Genomic DNA, 21,143 nt, shown 5'->3' with positions numbered 1-21,143 from the left:
GAAGGCGAGGCGCCATGTCTGGTCAGCTCTATCGCCTTCAACAGCAGAGAACGAAGCCAGCACACCGAGCCATCCCATCGCGACGTCTACCGCACCACCTCGCCTGAATGGATTCCGCACCTTTGGCCCCATTTGCTCTGCGACTCGCGTCGCCAAAGTGTTGTCGAACGTAGTGGTGACCCCGCAGGAGCTATCACCCAAGTACGAGCTGAGTAGCAGGCACCGTTTCAGCTCGTGCCCTCGACCCCATCCCGGCCGGACACGGTGCGCTGGTAGATGTCGGGGATTCCGTCGGCGTCCTCGTCCCGGGTCTCGGCCTCCCACAGGCGGCGGTAGATCCCGTTGCGGCGTTTGATCAGCAATGCCGCGACGGCCGCAGCGATCAGGGAGCCGAGCAGGACGGCGGCCTTGATGTGCTCGACGTCGGCCGGGTCGGTGAAGGCGAGTTCACCGATCAGCAGGGCGACGGTGAAGCCGATCCCGGCCAGGACCGCCAGGGCGAACACGTCCGCCCACGCCAGGTCGGGGTTGAGGCGGGCCCTGGTGAACCGGGCCGCCAGGTAGGTACCGGCGAAGATCCCCACGGTCTTGCCCACGACCAACCCCAGCACCACGCCCAGCGGCTCCGGGCGCGTGAACACCTCGCCCACAGCGCCGGCCGACACGCTCACCCCGGCGGCGAACAGCGCGAACAGCGGCACCGCCACACCGGCCGACACCGGTCGCAGCAGATGCTCGGTCCCCTCCCCCGGGGAGGCGTCCTCGTCCTCGTCCTCGTCCCGGACGGTCCGCAGGATCAGGCCCATCGCCACACCGGCGACCGTGGCGTGCACGCCGCCGTTGTACATCAGCGCCCAGATCACCACGCCCAGCGGCACGTACCACCACCAGCCACGCACCCGGAACCGCTGCAACAGATAAAACACGACCAGCCCGGCCACGGCTCCGGCCAACGCGGCCGGGTTCAGATCGCTGGTGAAGAAGACCGCGATCACCAGAATCGCGCCCAGGTCGTCAACTACCGCCAGGGTCAGCAGGAAGGCTCGTAGGGCGGAGGGAAGGTGGGTGGAGAGGACGGCGAGAACGGCGAGCGCGAAGGCGATGTCGGTGGCCATCGGCACCGCCCAGCCCTGTGCGCTGCCGCCGCCGATCGTGGCGGTGGCCAGGTAGACGGCGGCGGGGACCGCCATGCCGCACAGGGCGGCGACCACGGGCAGGGCGGCCGTGGCAGGGGTCCGCAGCTCGCCGACGACGAGCTCACGTTTCAGTTCGATTCCGGCGACCAGGAAGAAGACGGTCAGCAGCCCGTCCGAGGTCCAGTGCCCGACCGACAGGTCCAGGCCGAGCGCGGGAATCCCGAAGTGGAAATCGCGGATCTCCTCGTAGGTGCCGCTCCACGGAGTGTTCGCCCACACCAGCGCCACCACGGCCGCCGCCAGCAGCACCAGCCCGCCGACCGTCTCCGTCCGCAGGGCCCGGGCCACCCGCACCCGCTCCGGCCAGGGCAGCAGGCCGAGGAACACAGAACGCTCACGCTGACCATCACGCATCCGGGAGAACCTCCACAGCATCGGATTTCGGGCACACGTGCCCCTTCGACGCCGACCAGACTTCCCGGCACACCCCGCGTCCCTTGACGCGTTCTTTACACACTATCCGCCGCTGCCGCCGGTATGCGTCCTGAGCACTCCCGTGTGCAGCGTCCCGCTGTGACTGTTGTCACGGCCGATGTCCGGACGACGAAGCCGCACGTAAGCGGGCGAGGTCACGTCCTCGTCACGGACCTCAACCGGGCTTCGTCGGCCAGTCCAGCAACCGGGCCCCGATCACCGCGGTCTGCAGGGTGTAGCGGTGGACGGGGTCGGAGGGGTCCGCGCCGGTGAGCTTGTGGATGCGTTCCAGACGGTAGGTGAAGGCGCGCACGCTCAGCGAGAGCCGCCGCGCCGCCTCCGCGGACACACAGCCGGAATCGAAGTAGGCGGTGAGGGTGTCCAGCATCGGCTGGGCGCCGCCTCGGGCTCCGCGCAGCGGACCGAGGGCGCTTTCCACCAGGTCGGCCATGGCCTGGCGGTCGCGGGTGAGGACCGGGTAGACGAGGAGGTCAGCTGCGTGCAGCACGGGTTCGTCGAGTTCGAGGCGTTCGCCCAGGTCGAGGGCGTTGAGGGCCTCTTCGTAGGACTGGACGACGCCGGCGGCGCCAGGTTGTGGGCGGCCGATTCCTACCTGGCCGCCGCCGGTGGCGGCGAACGCCTGCTTGGCGAAGTGGGCGAGTACCTCGCTCTGGTCACCCGGGGCGATGCACACCAGTCGGCCGTCCTTGGTCGTAAGCAGGATGCTGCGGTCACCGAACCGGCCGATCAGCGCACGCTCCACCTCCCGCAGAACCGCGTCCCCCTCTTCGTACGCGACCGTGCCACGGGCCACCGCGACCGCGTGCTCGTACGACAGCCGCAGCCCGTACCGTTCCGCGCGCTGGGCCAGCCGACCCAGGTCGCTGCGGCCGTACAGCAGGTCGTCGATGAACTCCCGGCGAGCGGCTTCCTCCTGGCGTACAGCGAGCCGCTGCGCCCGCTCATAGCCCTCGGCGAACGCGTCCACGGCCTGGGCCGCAGCGCCCAGCGCGTCGTCAACGGAAACACTCTCCCCGGTCGGCCAGTGCGCCCGGGTGGCCGCCATATAGGCGCTGACCAGGGCTCGCAGTCCGAGGCCGGCCTCCGCGGCCTGCTCACCCAGCGCACGGCGAGAGTCGAGTTCGTCCCTGGTCAGTCGGCGACCGGTCGCCGAGGCGTCCGCGAGGATGCGGGCATACCCCTCCAGGTACTCCTCGTAGTCCTCGGACACGTCCCGCCCCGCCATATGGGTCCCCCTGAAGTTGATGCGTCGTTGACGTCTTTCTAGCGCATGGCCGCGGGAATGACCCGGTCCGAGCCGGGTCATTGCCTGTCTCCGGCAGTTGTCCGAGGCGCTGCCATGCCGACCACTGGCAAGGTGTCAGCGCCGCGCCGAGGCAGAGACTCCGGCTGATCAGCGCATGCGCGCGATGGCCACCACCCGTACCCTGCTCACAGGTGTGCCGGGAAGTCTGGTCGGCGGACATATCCGTCTGCCTGGAGGCTCTGATGCACCTCTTCCGCCGCCGCCGCTCCGGTCCAATACCACCGTCCGGTCATAAGGTGGTCCGGCTGCGCGGTGACCTCGACGCCCGCAGTGCCGGACAAACGGGTCAGCGCCTCCTGCGGGTGATCGGGACAGGGCCGGAGGTCCTGGAGGTGGATCTGACGGAGTTGCGACACCTCAGCCCGGTCGGTTGTGCCGCGTTCTTCAATGCCCTCCGGGCCGCGCGGGTACAGGGCACACGGCTGATCATCACCCATCCCAGCGACCAGGCTGAGAAAGTCATGCGGCAGATCGGCCTGACCTACGCGTTGACACATGGGGACACGGAAACCACGTGAAGCGCGTGCCGAGCAGCGCACCATGCCCGATCACGGCAGTGTCGGACGAGCCAGAGTGCGCGAAAAGAGCCTGTCGGCACGACGTAAGAAACGTGTAAGGTTCCCCGCGGTGTGCCGGGAAGCCTGGTCGGCGGTTGTGGGAGAACTCTCTTCGCCGATCGGGGGTCGTGGTCATGGTGCTCGTCGTGGTTTTCGGGGTGGCGCTGCTCATCGCGGTGCTGCTGTCGGGGCTCGCCGCCCGGACCGTTCTGTCGACATCGCTTCTCTTCCTGGTCGGTGGCGCTCTCGTCAGTGACGGTTTCCTGGGGCTGATCCACATCACGCCGGACAGCGAGATCGTGTCGGTGACGGCCGATCTGGCGCTGTTCGCGGTGCTGTTCACCGACGGCATGCACGTCTCCTTCCCCAAGCTGCGTGCCAACTGGCGCAACCCCGCCCGAGCACTCGGCCTTGGAATGCCCTTGGCGTTCGTCGGCATGGCGCTGATCACGCACTACCTGGTGGGCCTGGACTGGACGACCTCGTTCCTGGTCGGTGCCGTACTGGCGCCCACCGACCCGGTGTTCGCCTCCGCGATCGTCGGCCGCAAGGAAGTCCCGGCGAAACTGCGGCAGTTGCTGAATGTGGAGAGCGGCATCAACGACGGGCTCGCGCTGCCCGTCGTGCTCATCCTGATCGCCGCGGCCGGGCCGAACTCCGGGCACGCCGAGGCGTCCCTGGGGAAAATCGCGCTGGAGCTGGTCCTCGGACTGGTCTTCGGTGTCGTCCTGCCGTTCGTGGTGGTCGAGCTCGTACGGTTCAGGCTGTTGGGCGCCGAGCCCAAGCTGCAGCCGCTGCTGCCGCTGGCGATCGGCGTGATCCTTTACGGGGTCTGCCACCTCACGCACGCCAACCCCTACCTCGCCGCGTTCTCGGCCGGTGCCGTGCTCACCGCCCGGTCGCTGGAGGCGAAGGAGGCGTTCGAGCCGCTCGGCGAGGCACTGGCGGAGCTGGCCAAGTTCGCGGCGCTGCTGGTGTTCGGCGCGCTGCTGACACCTCAACTGTTCGGTGATCTGTCCTTCGGTGGATACGTCGCCGTCATCCTCGCCATCGTGCTGATCCGCCCGGCCTCCCTGCTTATCTCCCTGGTCGGCACGCGGTTCACCCGCCAGGAGAAGCTGGTCGCGGCATGGTTCGGGCCGAAGGGTTTCGCGTCGGTGGTGTACGGGCTCCTCGTGCTGCAGGCCGGGATCCCGCAGGGCGAGGAGGCGTTCACCCTCATCGCCGTGTGCATCGCCTTCTCGATCATCGCGCACAGCTCCACCGACGTGCCGATCGCCCGCCTCTTCCACGTCGACGACCTCGCCGGAATCCCGGCCGGACGCAAGGACGTCGGCACACACTCCGAGGAGACCGTCGCAGATGCGCGCGCGTGAACGCCGTCGCGTCGGCCACTCGTGGGAGCGCCGTGCCGTGCGCTACGGCACGGACCGGCGCTGAGGGAGCCGGGAGACCTGACACGGAGGCATCGGGAACATGACGCCGGAGCCTGACCAGACCTGCTCACCCGGCGGAGACAGCGGGAGGTCCCCTCGGTGACCGGATTCTGGAACGTCGACGCCCCCGACGGTCAGCCGGTTCGACTGACCTACGTCACCACCGCTGCTCCGGGCGGTCCGGCCGAGCTCATCCTGCATGGTCCCTGCGGCCGTGTCGTCGGTCGGCTTCGTTTCCGTGCCTGCAGAACATGCCGTACGGGGCGCATCCTGGATCTCTGGGTCTGCGATACGTGGCAGCGCCAAGGACTGGGGCGAGGACTCGTGTGTTCCCTGTTCGCCCACCGTCGCGACTACCGGTGGACCACCACCTTGCAGAGCCGCCTGGGGCGGGCCTTCTTCGCTGCGATGACACGGGAAACGACGGTGATCCTGCCCCACGGCGGCCCGCTATGCCCCCACCTCATGGGCCGGTTCCGGCGCGCCTGGCGCCGCCTGCTGCACGCCCGCTGACGGCTTCGCTCAGCGCGGGCCGGGCTCGGTCACCACCTTCCGCGACGGGGTGCAGGCGGGATTCCTGTCAGGAACCGGCATGCGGAACGTGGGGAACACTGCCGGAACCTGGCAGTGCGACTGCCAGGGTTGTATGCGCAGGATGAAGGACGGGGACGGGGCAGCGATCCTCTCTCCGTAGCAGGCTGGGGAAGCGTGCTGCCGGTGCTCAGTAGGGGGTGTCGGCGATGGCGACGGCACGGTGTGCCAGGGTGCGGTGGTGGCGGTGGCGGCGTAATCCGTTGCGGCGGCTCAGCGACGTCATCGAAGCCTGGGTCATCCTCGTTGGATGGGTGCTGGCCCTGGTGGGCGGCCTGTTCGCGGGGCTGGCGGCGGCAGACGCGATCGAGCGGTCCGCCGATCGGCAGCGGGTGGAGCGCCGCGAGGTGTCGGCCGTACTCGTCGAGGATGCCAAGGGCAAGGTGCCAGCCCGGGCAGCGGGAGATCCCCGGGTGTGGGCGACGGTCCGCTGGACCGCGCCGGACGGTTCGACACGCACCGGTGAGGCCAGGGTGTCGGCCACGAGCCCCGCCGGCAACCGGGTGACCATCTGGATCGACGAGGACGGCCACCTCACCGCCGAACCCCTGACCGACGGGGAGGCACGATCCCATGCGGCCACTGGAGGAGTACTGGTCGCGTCAGGTGCGGGCGGCATCGCCCTGGCCGCTGTCTCCGTCACACGCAGGTACCTGAACCAGTGGCGTATGACGCAGTGGGCCGTGGAGTGGGAGCGGATCGACACGCGGTGGGGAGGAAGGCCGGCCGACCCGACGAGTTGATCAGCGAGGCCGAGCCGGGCGGCGGAGCCCGACCCCGCCCCCCATCCGGTCGGCCAGGATCATCACGGCCGTCCGCTGATGCCCTGTGCCTGATCGACAGTCTGTGCTCGTAGTGCCCGCCTGTAGAACCACTCGCTCAGCTGCGATCCGGCTACGAGCCCTCCCGCGAAGACAAGGAACCCGCCCTGCACCACGGAGGCGAAGAAGGTGGCGTCCTGGGAGTCCAGGTGGCTCCATCGCAGGAGCGGGCCGGTCAGACCGCCGATCCAGATCACCAGCAGTGCGACGCCCCGGACGCGGAGGCCCCACGGACTCGTACGGCTGCGGACTCGCTTCGGCGCCCAGCCCCGCAGCGAGGCGATGGCCAGGGGCAGTGCGAAGGCCGACCAGCCGATCAGCCAGAGCCACAGAAACACCGCTCGTACCTCCGTATGGAAAGCCGCCCCCAGTGGCGGGAAAAGCCTTCATGGGCAAAGCGCCTTCACGCACAGGCCCGGGCGGTTCCGGGCCGCCCGGGCTCGCTCCTCTGGTCGATTGTCGGCGTCAGCCGGTGATCTCGACCTTCCCGTTGGCCTCGGTGGGCGCCGTCGTCGCGGGCTGCGCACCGCCGACCCGGCCGGTGATGCCCTTCAGCAGCTCGGCGAGGTCGACTCCGGTGGTGGAACCGAGCAGTTCGAGGCCCTGGGCCACGTTGTCGGCGACCGTGCGCGAGAGCTGGCTCGCGCCGTCGGTGGAGATCACCGTCATCTTGTCGATCGCGCTGAGCGGCTCAGACGCCTTGGCGACGACCTGCGGCAGCACCTCCACCAGCATCTGCAGCACGGCGGCATCGCCGTACTGGGCAAAGGCGTCGGCCTTCTTGCGCATTGCCTCGGCTTCGGCGGAGCCCTTCGCGCCGATCGCGGCGGCCTCGGCCTCGCCCTCGATACGGACCGCGTCGGCGAGCGCGGCGCGGTGCGCCTTCTCGCCCTCACCGGTCAGCCGGGACCGCTGGGCGTCCGCCTCGGCCTCCTTGACCAGGGCGATACGGCGGGCCTCGGCCTCCTGCTCGGCCTGGTAGCGGGCCGCGTCGGCGGGCTTGCGGACCTTGGTGTCCAGCTCACGGTCGGTCAGCGCGGCCTGCCGCTCGGCCACCTTCTCCTGCTCTGCCAGGACCTCCTGCGACCGGGCGGCCTCGGCGAGCGGGCCGGCCGCGGCGGCGCGGGCGGCTGCCTCGTCGGTCTCGGCCTTGATCTCCGCGGTCTTGAGAGCGAAGGTCCGCTGGGCGATCGCGATCTCCTCCTCGGCCTTCAGCCGCGCCTGCTCGGCGGCGCGCCGGGCCACGGCCTCGGCGATGTCGGCCTCCTGCTTGGCACGCGCGGCCTCCGGACGGCCCAGGTCCTCCAGATAGGAACCCTCAGTGGTGATGTCCTGGATCTGGAAGGCGTCCAGCACCAGCCCCTGACCGGACAGGCTCGCCTCCGCCTCCTCCGCGACCTGACCGGCGAACGCGGCCCGGTCGCGGATGATGTCCTCCACTGACATCCGGCCCACGATGGAACGCAGCGCGCCGGACAGCACCTCTTGCGTGAAGCCGACGATGCCGTCCTGCTGCATCAGGAACCGCTGCGCGGCGGCCCGGATCGAGTCCTCGGTACCGCCCACCTTGACGATGGCGACACCTTCGAGGTTCGCCTTCACACCCCGCAGCGTGACCGCGCCGCGCACCGAGATCGGGATGTGCCGGCTGGACAGGTCGAGGGTGAACTTCTGCTGCACGAACGGCACGACGAACACGCCGCCGCCGACCACGACCTTCTGCCCGCTGTTGTCGGTGAACACCCGGCCGGTCTCCGGGTCGGTGGCCTGCTTGCCACGCCGGCCGGTGACGATGAACGCCTCGCTCGGGCCCGCCACCTTGTAGCGGGTGACCACGACGAGGCCGAGCAGGACAAGGAGTACGACGACTCCTATCACCGCGATGACAACTGGACTCATGACGTCCTTCCCCTCAGCCCTCCCAGGGGACGGCAGATCGATACGGGTTCATGTGGATGAAAGGGCGGCGCCGATGCGGCGGCGCCCGATGTGCGGAGCGGCGCGGCGGGTCAGCGCTCGACCGGGCGTACGGAGACCGCTGTCTGCGACAGCGTCTCCTCCACCCAGATCTCGGCGCCTCGCGGCACCGGGCTCGGACTCTTCGCCGCGAGCTTCACCGGCTGCCCGGCCCGGTGGACCAGCACCTCGCCGTAGCCGCCCGCCGGAATGGCCGTCACCACCGAGCCCGATACGCCGATCAGATCGTCGCCGCGCGGGGCGGCACCGGACCGGTCGTTCAACAGCGCACGGCTGAGACGGTAGGCGAGCCAGCCCGTGGCGGCTCCGGCGGGCACGCCGACCGCGGCGGCGCCGACCGCGCCGAGCCCGGTGGTGCCCATGACGATCGCGCCGGAAAAGCCGAGCATGGACACAAACCCTGCGATGACCGGAAGCGACAGCCAGCCGTCGAAGAGACCGTCGAGCGCGTCGACGCCGTCGAAAAGGCCCTCAAGGACACCGTCGAGGACGAGGGACAGGACGAGGAGTACGACTCCTGCGATGCCGAGACCCAGAAACCAGGTCATCCGCGTCCACCCGCCTTTCCCCCACTGTCACCGCGCTGGTGACGCAATACTCACACGTGCACCCCGACGAAGACACTGCCTGGTTCCGGCAGTCTTTACGCTCTCTTGATGCCGTACTCCGCACCAGTCCGGCCATCGCGCGGCAAGGCCCCGGGCCGGCGGCGGCCTCGATGGGCGGCCGTGTCCGCACCGGTCGCTCGCGTACCGCCACACCTGTCCATCCGAGCAACCGCGCCGACCGAGTCGAGCGCCATGAAGTGGTTCTACGGCGTGGCGGGATCGGCTGGCCGGGGATGGCGGCCGAGGAGTTCGGCGAGCCCCTGCCGGGTCGTCGCCAGCACAACCCGGTCCTCAGGCCGCAGGACGTACCCGGGGTGCAGCTCCCAGACCAGCCCGGGAAGCCGGTCGTCACCGTCGGCCGGATGGGCCTGAGCAAGGTCGGGGCGGCGGTCGGCGGGCGCGGCGGCGTCCAGGGCCAGAACACGCCAGGCCCCGGGGCGGAAGGCTTCGGCGACCGTACGGCCCTCCAGCTGCGGATGCCCTGCGACGACGAGGGCGGCGAAGAGGAGCACCTTGCGTTCGACGGGGATGGCGCCGAGGATCTGGCGGCCCATCATCGCGCCGGCGAACGCGGGGGCCGCGAGGCTGGAGACGCTGCGGCTGCGGGTGAGGGCCTGTGGGTGGGCGGCGCGCAGGGTGCGGTAGACAGCGGTGGCGAAGTCGTCGTCGTACAGCCGCAGCGCGACACGGAGGTCGGGCTTGACGGAGCGGGCGTACAGGGCGGCTTCGAGGTTGGTGGTGTCGGAGCTGGTCAGGGCGAGCAGGGCGTGCGCACGGTGGATCTTGGCGGACTCCAGGACGCCCTCCTCGGTGACGTCCCCGATCACGGTGGGGACGCGCAGCCGGCGGGCCAGCGGGACACCGCGCGCCTCGGGGTCCGACTCCACGCAGACGACGGGGATGTCGAGCTCCTTCAGCCGGGCCAGCACGCGAGTACCGATCTTGCCCAGGCCGAGCAGCACGACGTGCCCGGACAGGCCACGCGGCGGGCGGCGCAGGGCGGAAGCGCTGCGGAAGGTGCCCAGGCCCTCCAGCACGGCCGCGGTCATCACCGGCAGCAGCAACAACCCGGCCAGTCCGGAAAGGAGTTGGATGATCTGACGGCTCAGCGGCTCGCCCAGCGCCGGGTCGTCGATGGCGAACAGGTCGAGCAGGGTGAGGTAGGTGGCGTGCACCAGACTGTCGCCGGTGGTCAGCCAGGAGGCGACCGCGAGGCCGCAGACGCAGGCGATCAGGCCGAACAGCGACCAGCGCAGCCGACGCGAGAACAACTGTCCAAGCGAGGCACCCCGGTCGGCCAGCCGCCCGGTGGGCAGTACCGATCCGCTGTACGAGACCGCTTCCAGCACCACCGTGCCGTGTCCGTTGGCCGCGCTCACCGCCCCCTCGTCCGGCAGGAGTTGGGGCGCTTCTCTGCCACTGCGGTCCGAACCCTCCGCGCCGGCTGGATCGTTGGCGGTCGCCGACAGCAGGGCCAGGATGCACAGGCCGGGGTCGGCGGCCTCGCCGCGGCGCGGCGGCGTGCGCTCCACCGCCCGCAGCAGCAGGCCGTCCGCCTGCACCACTTTGCTGGTGCCGGCGACAGCGGTGGCGGCCAGCGCCGGTGCGGCGGTGTCCGCGTCGGACAGGACCGTGGTGGACGTGTCCAGAGCCACTGGGTCCAGCCCTGGGGAGGCGACGACGGCGGCCTGGTCCAGCAGCTCCTCCAGCTGCTGGCCGAGCTTGCGGTTGTACAGCCGGATCACCAGCCGCACCTGCGGATTGAGGCGGCGGGCGATCAATGCGGCGCGGATGTTCACCTCGTCGTCCTCGTACACCAGAGCGACCGCGGCTGCCCGTGCCACACCGGCCGCCGCCAGCGCCTCGTCGGTGAGCTCCGACGCCTCCAGCACCTGGCCGCCATCGGTGGCATCCGGCGCGGCGCCGGCAACCCGCGTCATCGCCGAGGACACCCGCCCGATGAGCGCCGTCGCCCGGGCCCGACCGGTGGGCACCGTGCCCGTCGCGACAACACCGCTTCGGGTGGGAGCGACGAGCGTGACATGTTCGCGGTAGACCTCTCGCAGCTCGCCGGACAGCCGATGGGCCAGCCCGTCATCGCCGCAGACGATCATGTGCCCGCTGGGGGCCGCAGTTGGCGCGGGAGGGTAGACATGAAAGATCACTTTGCCGCAGCCTGGCAGTTGTTTCCATGCCTACAGGACGGATGACGGCACTCGCTCAGCCTCGGCGTCCGGTCGAGCCGTACCGCTCCCGCAGCCACCAGGCACAGGACGCCGAGCAGCAGAACAGGAAGACCGGGCCCCGGCAGCACCCACATCACGGCGCCGCAAAGAGTGAGCACCACACCGGCAACCGCGAGCAACCGCACGGCTGTGCGGCTGGTGAAGGGTCTGAACATCAGGCGACTCCAGGAAAGGTGGCACTCCAGCCGACCAGATGTCCCGGCTCACCTGCAGCGGAGTGTAGCCACGTCAGGCAGGAACACGACAACCAGCCAGTGAGAGAACGAGCCGGACGGCACAGGGATCCAGCCGCTGCTGCACCCGTCACCCGTTCACGGGAGCGACGCGGACCCGGACCCACTCCCGTCGCGAACACGGCCGCCTCCGGCCGCAGCCTGGGTCGTGGCCCCCGGACGGCCTCGCGTCATTCCTCCCCTGCCCCCGGGAGCGAGCGGGCCGCGTGGCGGGCTGTGGGATCGGCGATGAGGTGGCGTGGGTCGGCGGCACGGTTGATCGCTGACTCGACTGCGGCGATCCGATCGGCAAGGAGACCGAGGGCGGCCACCGCTCGGGCGAGCGTGGCGAGATGGGGGTTTCCCCGGCCGAAGGCTGGGGGGTGGTCGTCCTCGGGGCCGCCGAGCGCCTGGGTGCGGACGTACGCTGCCTTCAGCTCGGTCCAGCGGGCCGCCTGTTCGGCCGTGAGTGTGCCGCGTAGTTCGGCGAGTTTGAGCAGGTTGGCCTCGGCGCCGGTGGTGAGGGTCTGGGCCTCGGCCCGGTAGTGGTCGTCGATCAGCGCCGACAGTTCGGTGGTGTTCATGACCGGCTGGACGCGCTGGGCGATCTTGTTCATGTTGCGGTACGAGCCCTGGAGCTGGAAGGGCGGCTCCGTGCGGGTGGCGTCGGTCTGCGCGGCGGAGGCGATGTACGCGGCGTTCACCGCGAGGACAGTCGCCCGGGCCGTCAGCAGGTGACGCAGGACGGCCAGGATCCGCTCCAGCTCGACGGGCTCATAGGGGTGGGTGAGCCGGTCGGCGCGGGCCGTGGCGTCGCCCTCGGCGAGGCGGATGAGCAGGTCGAGGTCAGCGCGGTCGCGGCCGGCGAGCGGGGCAAGGACCGGGTTGGCGGTGAGGGCGTTCTCGACGAAGCTGAGCGCGAAGGCGTCCACTTTTCCGGTGAGGACGTCGCCGAGGTTCCACACGTCGGCGCGGTTGGCGAGCATGTCGGGGACGTGGAAGCGGCTGCCGGACTCGGTGTAGGGGTTGCCGGCCATGCAGACCGCGAATCGCTTGCCGCGCAGGTCGTAGGTGCGCGGCTCGCCGTCCCGTACGCCCTCGATACGGCGCGTGGCGTCGCAGAGTGAAATGAACTTCTGCAGCAGTTCGGGTGAGGTGTGCTGGATGTCGTCCAGGTAGAGGAGGGTGTTGTTGCCCGCCTCCAGCGCGAAGTTGATTTTCTGGACCTCCTGGCGGGAGGTGACGTTCGGCGCCTCGGCCGGGTCGAGGGAGGTCACGGCGTGGCCGAGGGCGGGTCCGTCGACCTTGACGAGGAGCATCCCGAGCCGGTCGGCGACGTACTCCATGAGGGTCGTCTTGCCGTAGCCGGGCGGGGAGATGAGCAGCAGTAGGCCACCGGTATCGGTGCGCTTCGCTTGGCCCGTGGTGCCGAGCTGCTTGGCGAGGTTGTCACCGATGAGCGGGAGGTAGACCTCGTCGATGAGCCGGTTACGGACGAACGCGGACATGATCCGCGGCCGGTACTCGTCGAGGCGGAGGCGGGTGCGCTCGGCGGCCACCAACGCCGTACGGCGGCGCTGGTACGCGCGGTGGGCGGGAGCCTGGTGGGCGCGGAACTCGGCGGTGCGGGCAAGGAGTTCGTCGACGCGGATGGTGAGTGTGCGGCCGGTGATGCGCGGGTGGGTGCCGAGCAGCCCCTCGACGGTCTCGGTCAGGGACGCGTCGGACTCGTAGCGGGCCAGGTCTGGGCAGAGCTCGGCGGCGACCGCCTCCGCCAGGTCGCCGGGGGTGGTGTCCGACCCGGTCGCGGCTGTGTACGACGTCAGCCATGTCTCGACGAGCTGCTTGCGGGCAGCCGGGTCGATGAGGCTGGCGAGGTCGTCGTCGTAGGCCGATGTGCCCACCGTTCGGCGGAACTTGTCGAGCAGGGTACGGGTGCCGGCGCTGATGACGAAGCCGTCGGAGCCGCTGGTCAGCTCCTCGAAGAGGTAGACGGCTGCCGCTTCCGTGCCGATCGCCTCCGCCAGTTCGGCCACGAGGTCGTCGATGGCGGGCGTGCGACCGAAGGTGTCACGGGCCCTGGCCATCGACACCGCACGCCTGGTCCAGCTGTCGCGCTCCTCGGCCGTCGTGCCGTGCGCCCAGAAGAGCTGGGCGGCGGCGCGGGCGGCCGGCTCGTGGCGGAGCAGGCCGGCGTCCTCGTGCAGGCGCACGAGCGCGGTGAGGATCAGGGTCGCGTCGTGGTCGTGGACGCCGCGCTCGTATCCCTCGTCGTACGCCGCCTCCGCCGCCCGCCGGACCAGTGCGGGGAGGTCATCGGCCTCCGCGAGTGCGGCTGGTCCGTGCTCGTCGAGCAGGCGGGCGGCGAGGTGCTCGGCCCGGTAGACCTCGGGCGACTCCGAGGGCAGGGGGCGGTCCCAGTACGGGCGGGTGGTGCCGAAGTCGGGGTCGGTGACGGGAGAGCGGTAGTCGGTGCCGGTCAGCGCGAAGGCCAGGCCCTCGCCGTGCGGGACAAGGGTGAGGTCGAGGGGCTGGGTGTTGACGGCGAAGCGGTGGGTGCCGAGGCGGAGGGTGCGGCCGTGGTCGGCGTAGAGGTCAGTGCGGTCGCGGAGGGTACGCAGTGCTTCCTGGCGGGCGGACTTCAGGCGGCCGTCCAGCTCCTCCGCGCGGACCTGGTCGCCGAGTTCGCGCAGTTCGTCGGCGATGTGGCGGACCTTGCGAGGCATCGGGTCGGAGGTGAAGTACGTGGCGACGGCGTCCGTGTCGGTGAGCGTGGCAGCGCGACGGGTGACCGACTGAAGGACGCGGGTCGCGGAGTCGAAGAGGCGTTCGGCGCGGCGGGCTCGGGTGTCGGTGACGGTTTGCCTGCGGGCGGAGAACACCTCGTGGATCTCGTCGCGTTTGTCCGCCAGCTTGTCGAGGAAGTCGTCGAAGTCGGCGAACCGGGCCTCCAGGTTCTCCACCTGCACGAGCAGGCGGGCGAGCTGCTCATCGCATGCCTCGGGGCTGTCGGTCGCCGCGAGGGCACCGGCGATCGCCTGGGCGAGCAGGGCGGACTCGGCGGCGAACTCAGCCCGTCCCTCGCGGTCCTGGAGTTCGCGGCGGCGGCCGTCGAGGGTGGCGCGGGCGCGGTTGACGCCGCCGAGGACCTCGGCGATGCGCTCCAGGACGGACGTACGGACGGTGGCGTCGCCGATGTCGAGCCCGGCGACGACCTCGGTCACCGTGCGCAGTTGGTCCGTGAGGTCGTCGAGGCGGGCGGCGAGGGGTGCGGCCTCGGCGACAGTGGTGATCGCCCGGCCGTCGATGGCGAGTTGCTCGATGTCGGCTCGGTGGTCCGCGAAAGCGTCCTCGCGGGCGAGGTGGGTGACAGTCCGCTGCCCGAAGACGGCGAGGTCGGCTTCGACGTCCTCGGCGAGCTCGTCGAGGCGGGCGGTGTCGGCGTAGCGCATGTCCTTGAGGGTGAGCAGGTGGCCTTGCGCGTGCCGGAGTTCGGTCAGGCCCTCTACCCATGCTGCGGCGTCTCTCGGGGCCTCGCCGCGCAGTCGGCGCACCACGGTGGCGAGGCGCGTCGCTGCCTCGTCGAGCGCGTCGGCTGCCTGTCGCGTGAGTGCCTGGACGGTCTCGAACTCGGCCAGCACCTGCTCGGCGGTGGCCCGGACCTGCGCGAGCGGCTCGTTCAGATCGCCAAGTTCGGGCTCGCGCAGCCAGTGGTAGGAGTCGGCGGCCCGGACGCAGGCGGCGGCCAGGGCCTCGTACACGGCGCTCGTCGGGGTCGTCTCGGCGACGGCGCCCGTGATGGACAGGCAGTCGGAGATACCACGGACAAGATCGGCGTTGCCGACCCGGGCCAGCGGGCCGGTGCCCACGGGCCGGGCAGCGGCGTAGGTGTCGGAGACGTACGGGGAGTGCCAGAGCTGAAGCGGGTGGACGCGTTGCGGCTCGTCGCTGTCGGCGCGCAGCACCATGAGCCTGCCGTCGTCGAAGAGGGCCCAGCCGTGGCAGGACAGCGGGGTCGCGACCTCCTTGCGGATCATGTTGTACGGCAGCAGCAGGCTGCGGCCTTCCACACGCGCGTGGAAGGCGAAGAGGACGTCCTCGCCGTTGGGCGAGCGGACCACCCGCTCGAACTCCAGGCCGTCGGTGTCGAGGCCGTCGAACGTCTTGTACGCCCCCGTCGCCAGGCAGTACCCGCCGGGGAAGACGATGCCCTGGTCCTCGGGCAGGCGGCGGCACGCCTGCCCGATGCCGTCGAGGCGGACGACCGTCCTGGTGAGCGTGTTGAAGACCAGGTAGCGATGGGCCTCCTCCTTGTAAGGGAGGACATCCAGCAGGATGAGGGCGCCCACGCGCGCGTACGCGATGTAGGCGTCGGCGAGGGACTGCAGCGGCTCGGCGACCGGCTCGGCGTAGATGCCCTCGCCTGTCTCGGGGTCGTCCTCGATCTTGACCGTCAGAGTCCCGCCGATCGTCTCGACGAAGACCTCGCCCTCGATGGAGACGTGCGGGTGACGGCCCAGGACGTGGTCCTCGCGGGTCGTCTCCGTCCACACGAAGTCGTGGGAGGCCGGGAGGACGTGATCGCGTTCGCCGCGCGCGTCCAGGAAGGCCGCCCCGCCGTCCTCCGTCATGGCCCAGCGCAGGACGCGGATGTCGCCGACCTTCTCGCCGGTCTGGAAGACGGCCAGCACCTTGCCGTCGACGCTGCGGAGCTGGAGGAGGTGTGCCTGGCGGTAGTAGCGGTAGAGGGCGGTGAACTCCCGTACGAAGGCGGGGTCGTCGAGGAGGCCGGGAACGGCGTCGTCGGGCAGCCGGTTCAAGTCGCGGTCGTACAGGGCGAAGACGTCGCGGACGGTCGTCTCCGGCTTGAGGCCGAGGAAGACGTTGTGACCGAAGAGCAGTGTGTCGCCGACGGAGACGATGTCGCGCGGCACGCGGCTGTGCTGAGTGCGCAGCCGCTGGGTGACGGCTAGTTCCAGCCGGGTGCCGCCAAACTCCTCGGTACGGCGGACGTTGAGCGCCCCGGCGCGGCGGGAGAGCTCGGCGGCCTGGGCGGTCAGCCGGTCGCGCAGCACCTCGTACGTACCGGCGTCGAGCGCCTCCTGTGTACCGGTGTCCGGGCCGGTCATCATGGGATCCCTCTCAGGAAGTCGGGTGGAACACGGTCCGGAGCTGCTGTCCCCTGTGCGGCAGCTCCGGACCGTGGATCATGGGCCGGTCAGACCTTGGCGACGCTGCCGTTCAGAGCGGTGAGCGAGGTGTCGGCGAGGCCCAGCTCGCCAGCCCTGTCGAGCAGCTGCCGCAGCGCGGCCGAGTCGACACCGCCCGTCTTCATCAGCTTCATCAGCAGGGCGGAGACGGTCAGGTCCCGCACGTCGGCCGTGGACACCGAGCCGAGAACGCGGCCCAGGTCGTCGGTGAAGCTGGAGGTGCCGTCCAGCCAGGGCTTCGCGAGAGCCTGGGCGGTCTCGGAGTGCTGGACGAAGCCGTCGAAGCCCTTGCCGAGCGCGATCGAGGACACCAGACGGTCGAGGAAGACCGACTCCCCGCCGACGATGCTGATGTCGGCGTTCTCCAGCCCGGTGGCCAGCACCGTGGCCTGCGCCTCGGCGACCTGCCGCTGCACGTCCAGCCCGGCCAGCCGTACGTCCTTCTCCGCCGCCAGCCGCAGCCGGAACTCCTCGTGGCCCCGGGACGCCTCGTCCAGCGCGGCCATCGCCGCCGCCTTCTCCGTCAGCCCGGCCGCCTCCGCCTTCAGCTTCTCGCCGATGGCCTCCGCCTCGGCGAGCGCCTGCGCCTTGACTCCCGCGGCCTCCGCCAGCATGCGCGCCTGCGTCGCCTCGGCCTCCGCGCGGCCGGCCTTCTCGATGACCTCGGCCTCCTTGTCGCGGACCTGGACGCCGGCCAGCCCTTCGGCCGCGGCCTCCGCCTGGACGCCCTCGGCGAGCCGCAGCTTGGCCCGGGCGTCGAGGTCGGCCGTCTTCAACCTCGCCTCGGCCAGGGTCAGTTCCTCGGCGGCGCGGTGGGTGGCGGCCTGCTCGGCGGCTTCGGCGGCCTTGATGTCCTTGACCAGCTTCTCCTGCGCCTGAGCCTCGGCGGCGATGATCACGGTCTGGCGCTGCCGCTCCGCCTCCTCCACGGCCCGCAGCTTCTTGATGGACTCCTCCTGCTCGGCGACCGTGCGGTCCACGGCGACCCGCTCGCGGATGACCTCGGCGATGTCCCGCTTCTCCGCCTCGACCTCCTTGGAGGCGGCGATCCGTGTCAGCTCGGTCTCCCGCTCCCGTGCGATGACTTCGAGGAGACGGTCCTTCTCAATGCGCTCGCTCTCGATGGCGATGACCCGCTCGCGGTTCTTGGCGGCGACCGCGACCTCACGGGCCTGGTTCTCCCGCTGCACCCCGAGCTGTTCCTCGGTCTTCAGGAACGCGGACTGCGCCCGCAGCCGCTCCTCCTCCACCACCCGAGCCGTCTCGGCCTCCTCACGAGCCCGTACGGTGCCGATCTCCCGCCGCTGTTTGATCTCAGCGTCCGTCTGCCGCCGCTCCAGCTCCAGAATGGCCTCGCGGGCGTCGACGTTCTGCCGTGTGATCTCCTTCTCCTCGTGGCGCTGCGCCTCGTTGGTGCGCACGTGCTCCACGGCCGTCAGCTCGGTGATCTTCCGAATGCCCTGCGCGTCGAGCACGTTGGCGGGGTCGAGCTGGGTGAGCGGCGTCTGCTCCAGGTAGTCGATCGCCGCGTCCTCCAGGTGGTAGCCGTTGAGGTCGACACCGATGACCTCGATGATCCGGTACCGCAATTCTTCGCGCTTGGTGTACAGGTCGGTGAAGTCCAGCTGCTTGCCGACGGTCTTCAGCGCCTCGGAGAACTTCGCGTGGAACAGCTCCTGCAGCGTGTCCCGGTCACTCGCCCTCGCGGTACCGACAGCCTGGGCCACCTTGATGACGTCCTCGACGGTCTTGTTGACCTTCACGAAGAACGAGATCCGGATGTCCGCACGGATGTTGTCCTGGCAGATCAGCCCCTCCTTGCCGGCCCGCGTGATCTCGATGGTCTTCACCGAGATGTCCATCACCTCGGCCTTGTGCAGCACCGGCAGCACGACCTGCCCGGTGAAGGTCACATCGACCTTCCGCATCTTGGAGACGATCAGCGCCTTGCCCTGCTCCACCTTGCGGAACAGCTGGGAGACGACGAGTACGGCGAGCAGGCAGACGGCGACGAGCACGCCGACACCCACGGTGATGACATCCATGAGAAACGTCCTTGGGAGTTAAGGAGATCGGAGCCACGCAGAGCCCCGGAAGTCGAAAGGCCGAAGTGGGCCTTGAAAAGTCGAGCCGCGCCGCTCAGGCGGCTCGACCGTGCGGATGGAGTTCCGCCTCGCGGCGGGCGATCCAGAAGAAGCCGTTGGTCTCGTCGTAGGCGCAGAGCAACTCCGCACCCTCGCAGGCGAGATCGTCGGTACCGCGTCGGCGGACCTTGACCACTGCGGTGGAGCCGTCCCGGGCCACGACTTCGGCCCGACCGAAACCGTCGTCCGCCCGCTCCGAACGGACAGTGCAGGTCAGCCCGACGAAGTCCGGCCAGGACGGCCCGGGTTCATCGGGGTGGAGGCGGCGCAGCAGTCGTACGAGCACTCGGGTCACTCGCCATGAGGCCAAGGCGGCGGCGACGAACGCAGTGAGTCCGGTCAGTGCGCGTGTCGGCCCCGAGAAGGCGACCGGATCCAGCAGGACGGTCAGGCCGAGGCTGCCGGACCAGGCGAACCCCGTCCAGAGAGAGATGGCGACCGCCACCGGTACCCCGCCCATCCCCCAGGCATCAAGGTTCGCGTCCCTGTCGAAGGTGTCGGAATCGGCCGCGCCCACCGCGACCATCAGCCAGAAGCCCAGGGCCGCCAAGAGGGAAACCGTGAACAGGAAGGTCGGAAATCCTGTGGCAGCCTCGAAGAACGTCCGCATCCCCAACCCCCGATCACACCCGTCCCGCGACGGCTTCTGCGCAAGCTCAGAAGTCGGATGCCGGACACCTGCCGGTGTCCGGCATCGAGACCTCCTTCGCGTGCTCCCCTCAACCCCTATCCTGCCTCCGTCGGCTCTCCCGCGCATTGCCGACTTCCGGCAGTCTTCGCCAGGTCGTGCATGCCGGTCCCCCGCTATGAACGCGTCAACGGGTCAACGGGATCAAGGGACTGGTCCTCAGCTGGGCCGCGACAGGCGGCTGGTGCGTGCCGGTTCCGCCCGGCAGGGTTCGAGCAGCTGGGCCAAGTGCCGCCAACGCCTCACAGTTGCCAGGAGGCGCTCCCCATGTGGGCCACGGCCCGCCGCTGATACCGCCCGGCCCGTGCGGCTGAAGCCGGCGAATGCGTGCGTAGCAGACAACGCCCCCAGGGCAAGGCCAGGTTGCGCACACCAGACAGCGGGCGGCGCGGACGGAATCCACAGCGGCGCGAACCCCCTCCCGCAGCCGGTGCGCCGTGGGGCCGGGTCAGCCGATGGAGATCTCCAGCGGCCGCGGCTCTTCGCGCGGGACAGCCGGCTTCATACAGCGCATCCGACCGGAATCAGCCACCCTCACAAGGGACTTCGCCCAGCGCTCCGTCGCCCTCGTCATCGAGGAACGGGGAAGCGGTTCGCTCACCGTACGCGTGTCGGATGACGCGGTGCCCCTACCCGTCGAACTGGTGCATGACTCCGCCACCGACGCACGGCGCGCCTCTCTCCCAGGCCGACCGGATCCAGCGAAAGAGCGTCGCCTACTACATTCTCGCAGGTCAGCGCGGACCGCACTGAATCACCGAGGCACCCCTCCCGGGCACACTGCAAATTTTACCCAGCGCAATGATTGATTCGCCGTTCTCATCCGTACCCCCTGGCGACCCAGCCGCACGGCGAGTCCGGCGCACCACGTCGGACTCGCCGGTACGGCCACCCGCTGCCAGGAGTTGCCATGAGTCGTACGTGGAGCATCGGAACGATCTTCGTGAGTGGCGGTCTGCTGCTGACCGTCGCCGCGCTCGCCTACCCCGCCCTGCTGGGCGTCGAGAAGGCGGCCACAGGCACGGAGCGGATCATCGCCAACACCCAGTACGGCCCCCTGACGGAGGCCGACCGGGACTTCGTCATCAAGGTCCGCTCCGCCGGACTGTGGGAGTACCCGCTCGGCGAGATGGCCATGGAACGCGGCACGACACCGGAGATGAAGGAGGCCGGAGAACACCTGGTCGTCGGGCACGCCGGCCTCGACGAGATGTGCCGCAAGATCGCTCCAGAGCTGAACATCACGCTCAACAACCAGGCGAGCCCGCAACAGCAGCAGTTCGTGGCGACCGTCGACGCGGCGACCGGCAAGGAGTTCGACTCCACCGCGGTACAGATCATGCGCGTCACGCACGGCCAGATCTTCCCGGCCATCGCCAAGATCCGCGCCAGCACGAGGAACACCCTCGTGCGCCAGCTGGCCGACCTCGCCAACGACACCGTGCTCGACCACATCACCGTGCTGGAGAAGACCGGCCTGGTCAACCACGACCAGGTCAACTACCAGCAGACCAACCCGCCTAAACTCCCCAGCGAGCAGGCCACCCCGCCCGTGCCCCAGCAGGGAGCCCCGATGGTCGTCCTGACCCCTCGCCCGGACCTGAACGTGCAGACCGCCGCCCCGACGGCCAGCCCGACAGCCGGCGCGTCGCCGTCGCCGTCGGAGTGACACGGCCACCGGTTCACCGCGCCGGCCTCGTCCTCAATCGGCGTGAG

At 70.1% G+C, this 21,143-nt stretch carries 14 protein-coding genes; 5 read left to right on the top strand and 9 right to left on the bottom strand.

The window, feature by feature from the left end; genetic code table 11:
- Positions 1 to 227: 227 nt before the first annotated feature.
- Both nhaA and AWZ10_RS44750 read right to left on the bottom strand, forming a co-directional pair.
- Positions 228 to 1,550: a Na+/H+ antiporter NhaA gene (nhaA, locus tag AWZ10_RS44755; protein ID WP_060894078.1), complete on the bottom strand. Its 1,323-nt coding sequence runs from the start codon at positions 1,548 to 1,550 to the stop codon at positions 228 to 230.
- A 235-nt stretch (positions 1,551 to 1,785) separates the two neighbouring features.
- Entirely contained in the window at positions 1,786 to 2,856 is a 1,071-nt protein-coding gene (locus tag AWZ10_RS44750; protein WP_060894077.1) for a PucR family transcriptional regulator, read from the bottom strand.
- A 317-nt stretch (positions 2,857 to 3,173) separates the two neighbouring features.
- Between AWZ10_RS44750 and AWZ10_RS44745 the strand changes: the two genes are divergently transcribed.
- The 4 genes from AWZ10_RS44745 to AWZ10_RS44730 all read left to right on the top strand — a co-directional run bounded on the left by AWZ10_RS44745 (position 3,174) and on the right by AWZ10_RS44730 (position 6,264).
- Positions 3,174 to 3,455: an STAS domain-containing protein gene (locus tag AWZ10_RS44745; protein ID WP_060894076.1), complete on the top strand. Its 282-nt coding sequence runs from the start codon at positions 3,174 to 3,176 to the stop codon at positions 3,453 to 3,455.
- A gap of 173 nt (positions 3,456 to 3,628) precedes the next feature.
- Positions 3,629 to 4,870, top strand: a complete 1,242-nt coding sequence (locus AWZ10_RS44740; protein ID WP_060894075.1) for a cation:proton antiporter — start codon at positions 3,629 to 3,631, stop codon at positions 4,868 to 4,870.
- A gap of 159 nt (positions 4,871 to 5,029) precedes the next feature.
- Complete coding sequence (locus tag AWZ10_RS52075) at positions 5,030 to 5,443, top strand: GNAT family N-acetyltransferase (RefSeq protein WP_063809860.1); 414 nt, start codon at positions 5,030 to 5,032, stop codon at positions 5,441 to 5,443.
- 227 nt (positions 5,444 to 5,670) lie between these two features.
- Positions 5,671 to 6,264, top strand: a complete 594-nt coding sequence (locus tag AWZ10_RS44730; protein WP_060894073.1) for an Rv1733c family protein — start codon at positions 5,671 to 5,673, stop codon at positions 6,262 to 6,264.
- Positions 6,265 to 6,326: 62 nt separating this feature from the next.
- Here the strand turns inward: AWZ10_RS44730 and AWZ10_RS44725 are convergent, their stop codons facing one another.
- From AWZ10_RS44725 to AWZ10_RS44695, 7 genes are all read right to left on the bottom strand, one after another.
- Positions 6,327 to 6,680 (bottom strand): hypothetical protein, encoded by a 354-nt coding sequence (locus AWZ10_RS44725; RefSeq protein WP_060894072.1) that lies wholly within the window; start codon positions 6,678 to 6,680, stop codon positions 6,327 to 6,329.
- A gap of 127 nt (positions 6,681 to 6,807) precedes the next feature.
- Entirely contained in the window at positions 6,808 to 8,241 is a 1,434-nt protein-coding gene (locus AWZ10_RS44720; RefSeq protein ID WP_060894071.1) for a flotillin family protein, read from the bottom strand.
- Between the two features lie 110 nt (positions 8,242 to 8,351).
- Positions 8,352 to 8,867, bottom strand: a complete 516-nt coding sequence (locus AWZ10_RS44715; protein ID WP_060894070.1) for a hypothetical protein — start codon at positions 8,865 to 8,867, stop codon at positions 8,352 to 8,354.
- A gap of 263 nt (positions 8,868 to 9,130) precedes the next feature.
- The gene (locus tag AWZ10_RS44710; RefSeq protein ID WP_060894069.1) at positions 9,131 to 11,041 is read right to left on the bottom strand and encodes a potassium channel family protein; all 1,911 of its coding nucleotides are present in this window, start codon (positions 11,039 to 11,041) and stop codon (positions 9,131 to 9,133) included.
- Between the two features lie 535 nt (positions 11,042 to 11,576).
- A complete protein-coding gene (locus AWZ10_RS44705) occupies positions 11,577 to 16,517 on the bottom strand; it encodes a DNA repair ATPase (RefSeq protein WP_060894068.1) in 4,941 nt (1,646 codons plus the stop codon).
- An 86-nt stretch (positions 16,518 to 16,603) separates the two neighbouring features.
- Positions 16,604 to 18,640, bottom strand: a complete 2,037-nt coding sequence (locus tag AWZ10_RS44700; protein ID WP_060894067.1) for a flotillin family protein — start codon at positions 18,638 to 18,640, stop codon at positions 16,604 to 16,606.
- Between the two features lie 94 nt (positions 18,641 to 18,734).
- Complete coding sequence (locus AWZ10_RS44695) at positions 18,735 to 19,289, bottom strand: hypothetical protein (RefSeq protein ID WP_240439371.1); 555 nt, start codon at positions 19,287 to 19,289, stop codon at positions 18,735 to 18,737.
- Between the two features lie 1,048 nt (positions 19,290 to 20,337).
- On the opposite strand from AWZ10_RS44695, the gene AWZ10_RS44690 reads away from it, so the two are divergent.
- Complete coding sequence (locus AWZ10_RS44690; RefSeq protein ID WP_060894065.1) at positions 20,338 to 21,096, top strand: DUF4142 domain-containing protein; 759 nt, start codon at positions 20,338 to 20,340, stop codon at positions 21,094 to 21,096.
- Positions 21,097 to 21,143 lie beyond the last annotated feature (47 nt).

The sequence above is a fragment of the Streptomyces europaeiscabiei genome (assembly GCF_001550375.1).
Taxonomy (GTDB): domain Bacteria; phylum Actinomycetota; class Actinomycetes; order Streptomycetales; family Streptomycetaceae; genus Streptomyces; species Streptomyces europaeiscabiei.
This window is presented reverse-complemented; position numbering and strand designations above follow the sequence as displayed.

Excerpts from the sequence above, each read along its gene's own strand:
- AWZ10_RS44710 (WP_060894069.1), bottom strand. The coding sequence starts at position 11,041 with ATGATCGTCTGCGGCGATGACGGGCTGGCCCATCGGCTGTCCGGCGAG.
- nhaA (WP_060894078.1), bottom strand. The coding sequence starts at position 1,550 with ATGCGTGATGGTCAGCGTGAGCGTTCTGTGTTCCTCGGCCTGCTGCCC.
- AWZ10_RS44750 (WP_060894077.1), bottom strand. The coding sequence starts at position 2,856 with ATGGCGGGGCGGGACGTGTCCGAGGACTACGAGGAGTACCTGGAGGGG.
- AWZ10_RS44730 (WP_060894073.1), top strand. The coding sequence starts at position 5,671 with ATGGCGACGGCACGGTGTGCCAGGGTGCGGTGGTGGCGGTGGCGGCGT.
- AWZ10_RS44705 (WP_060894068.1), bottom strand. The coding sequence starts at position 16,517 with ATGATGACCGGCCCGGACACCGGTACACAGGAGGCGCTCGACGCCGGT.
- AWZ10_RS44700 (WP_060894067.1), bottom strand. The coding sequence starts at position 18,640 with ATGGATGTCATCACCGTGGGTGTCGGCGTGCTCGTCGCCGTCTGCCTG.
- AWZ10_RS44720 (WP_060894071.1), bottom strand. The coding sequence starts at position 8,241 with ATGAGTCCAGTTGTCATCGCGGTGATAGGAGTCGTCGTACTCCTTGTC.
- AWZ10_RS44740 (WP_060894075.1), top strand. The coding sequence starts at position 3,629 with ATGGTGCTCGTCGTGGTTTTCGGGGTGGCGCTGCTCATCGCGGTGCTG.
- AWZ10_RS44690 (WP_060894065.1), top strand. The coding sequence starts at position 20,338 with ATGAGTCGTACGTGGAGCATCGGAACGATCTTCGTGAGTGGCGGTCTG.
- AWZ10_RS44715 (WP_060894070.1), bottom strand. The coding sequence starts at position 8,867 with ATGACCTGGTTTCTGGGTCTCGGCATCGCAGGAGTCGTACTCCTCGTC.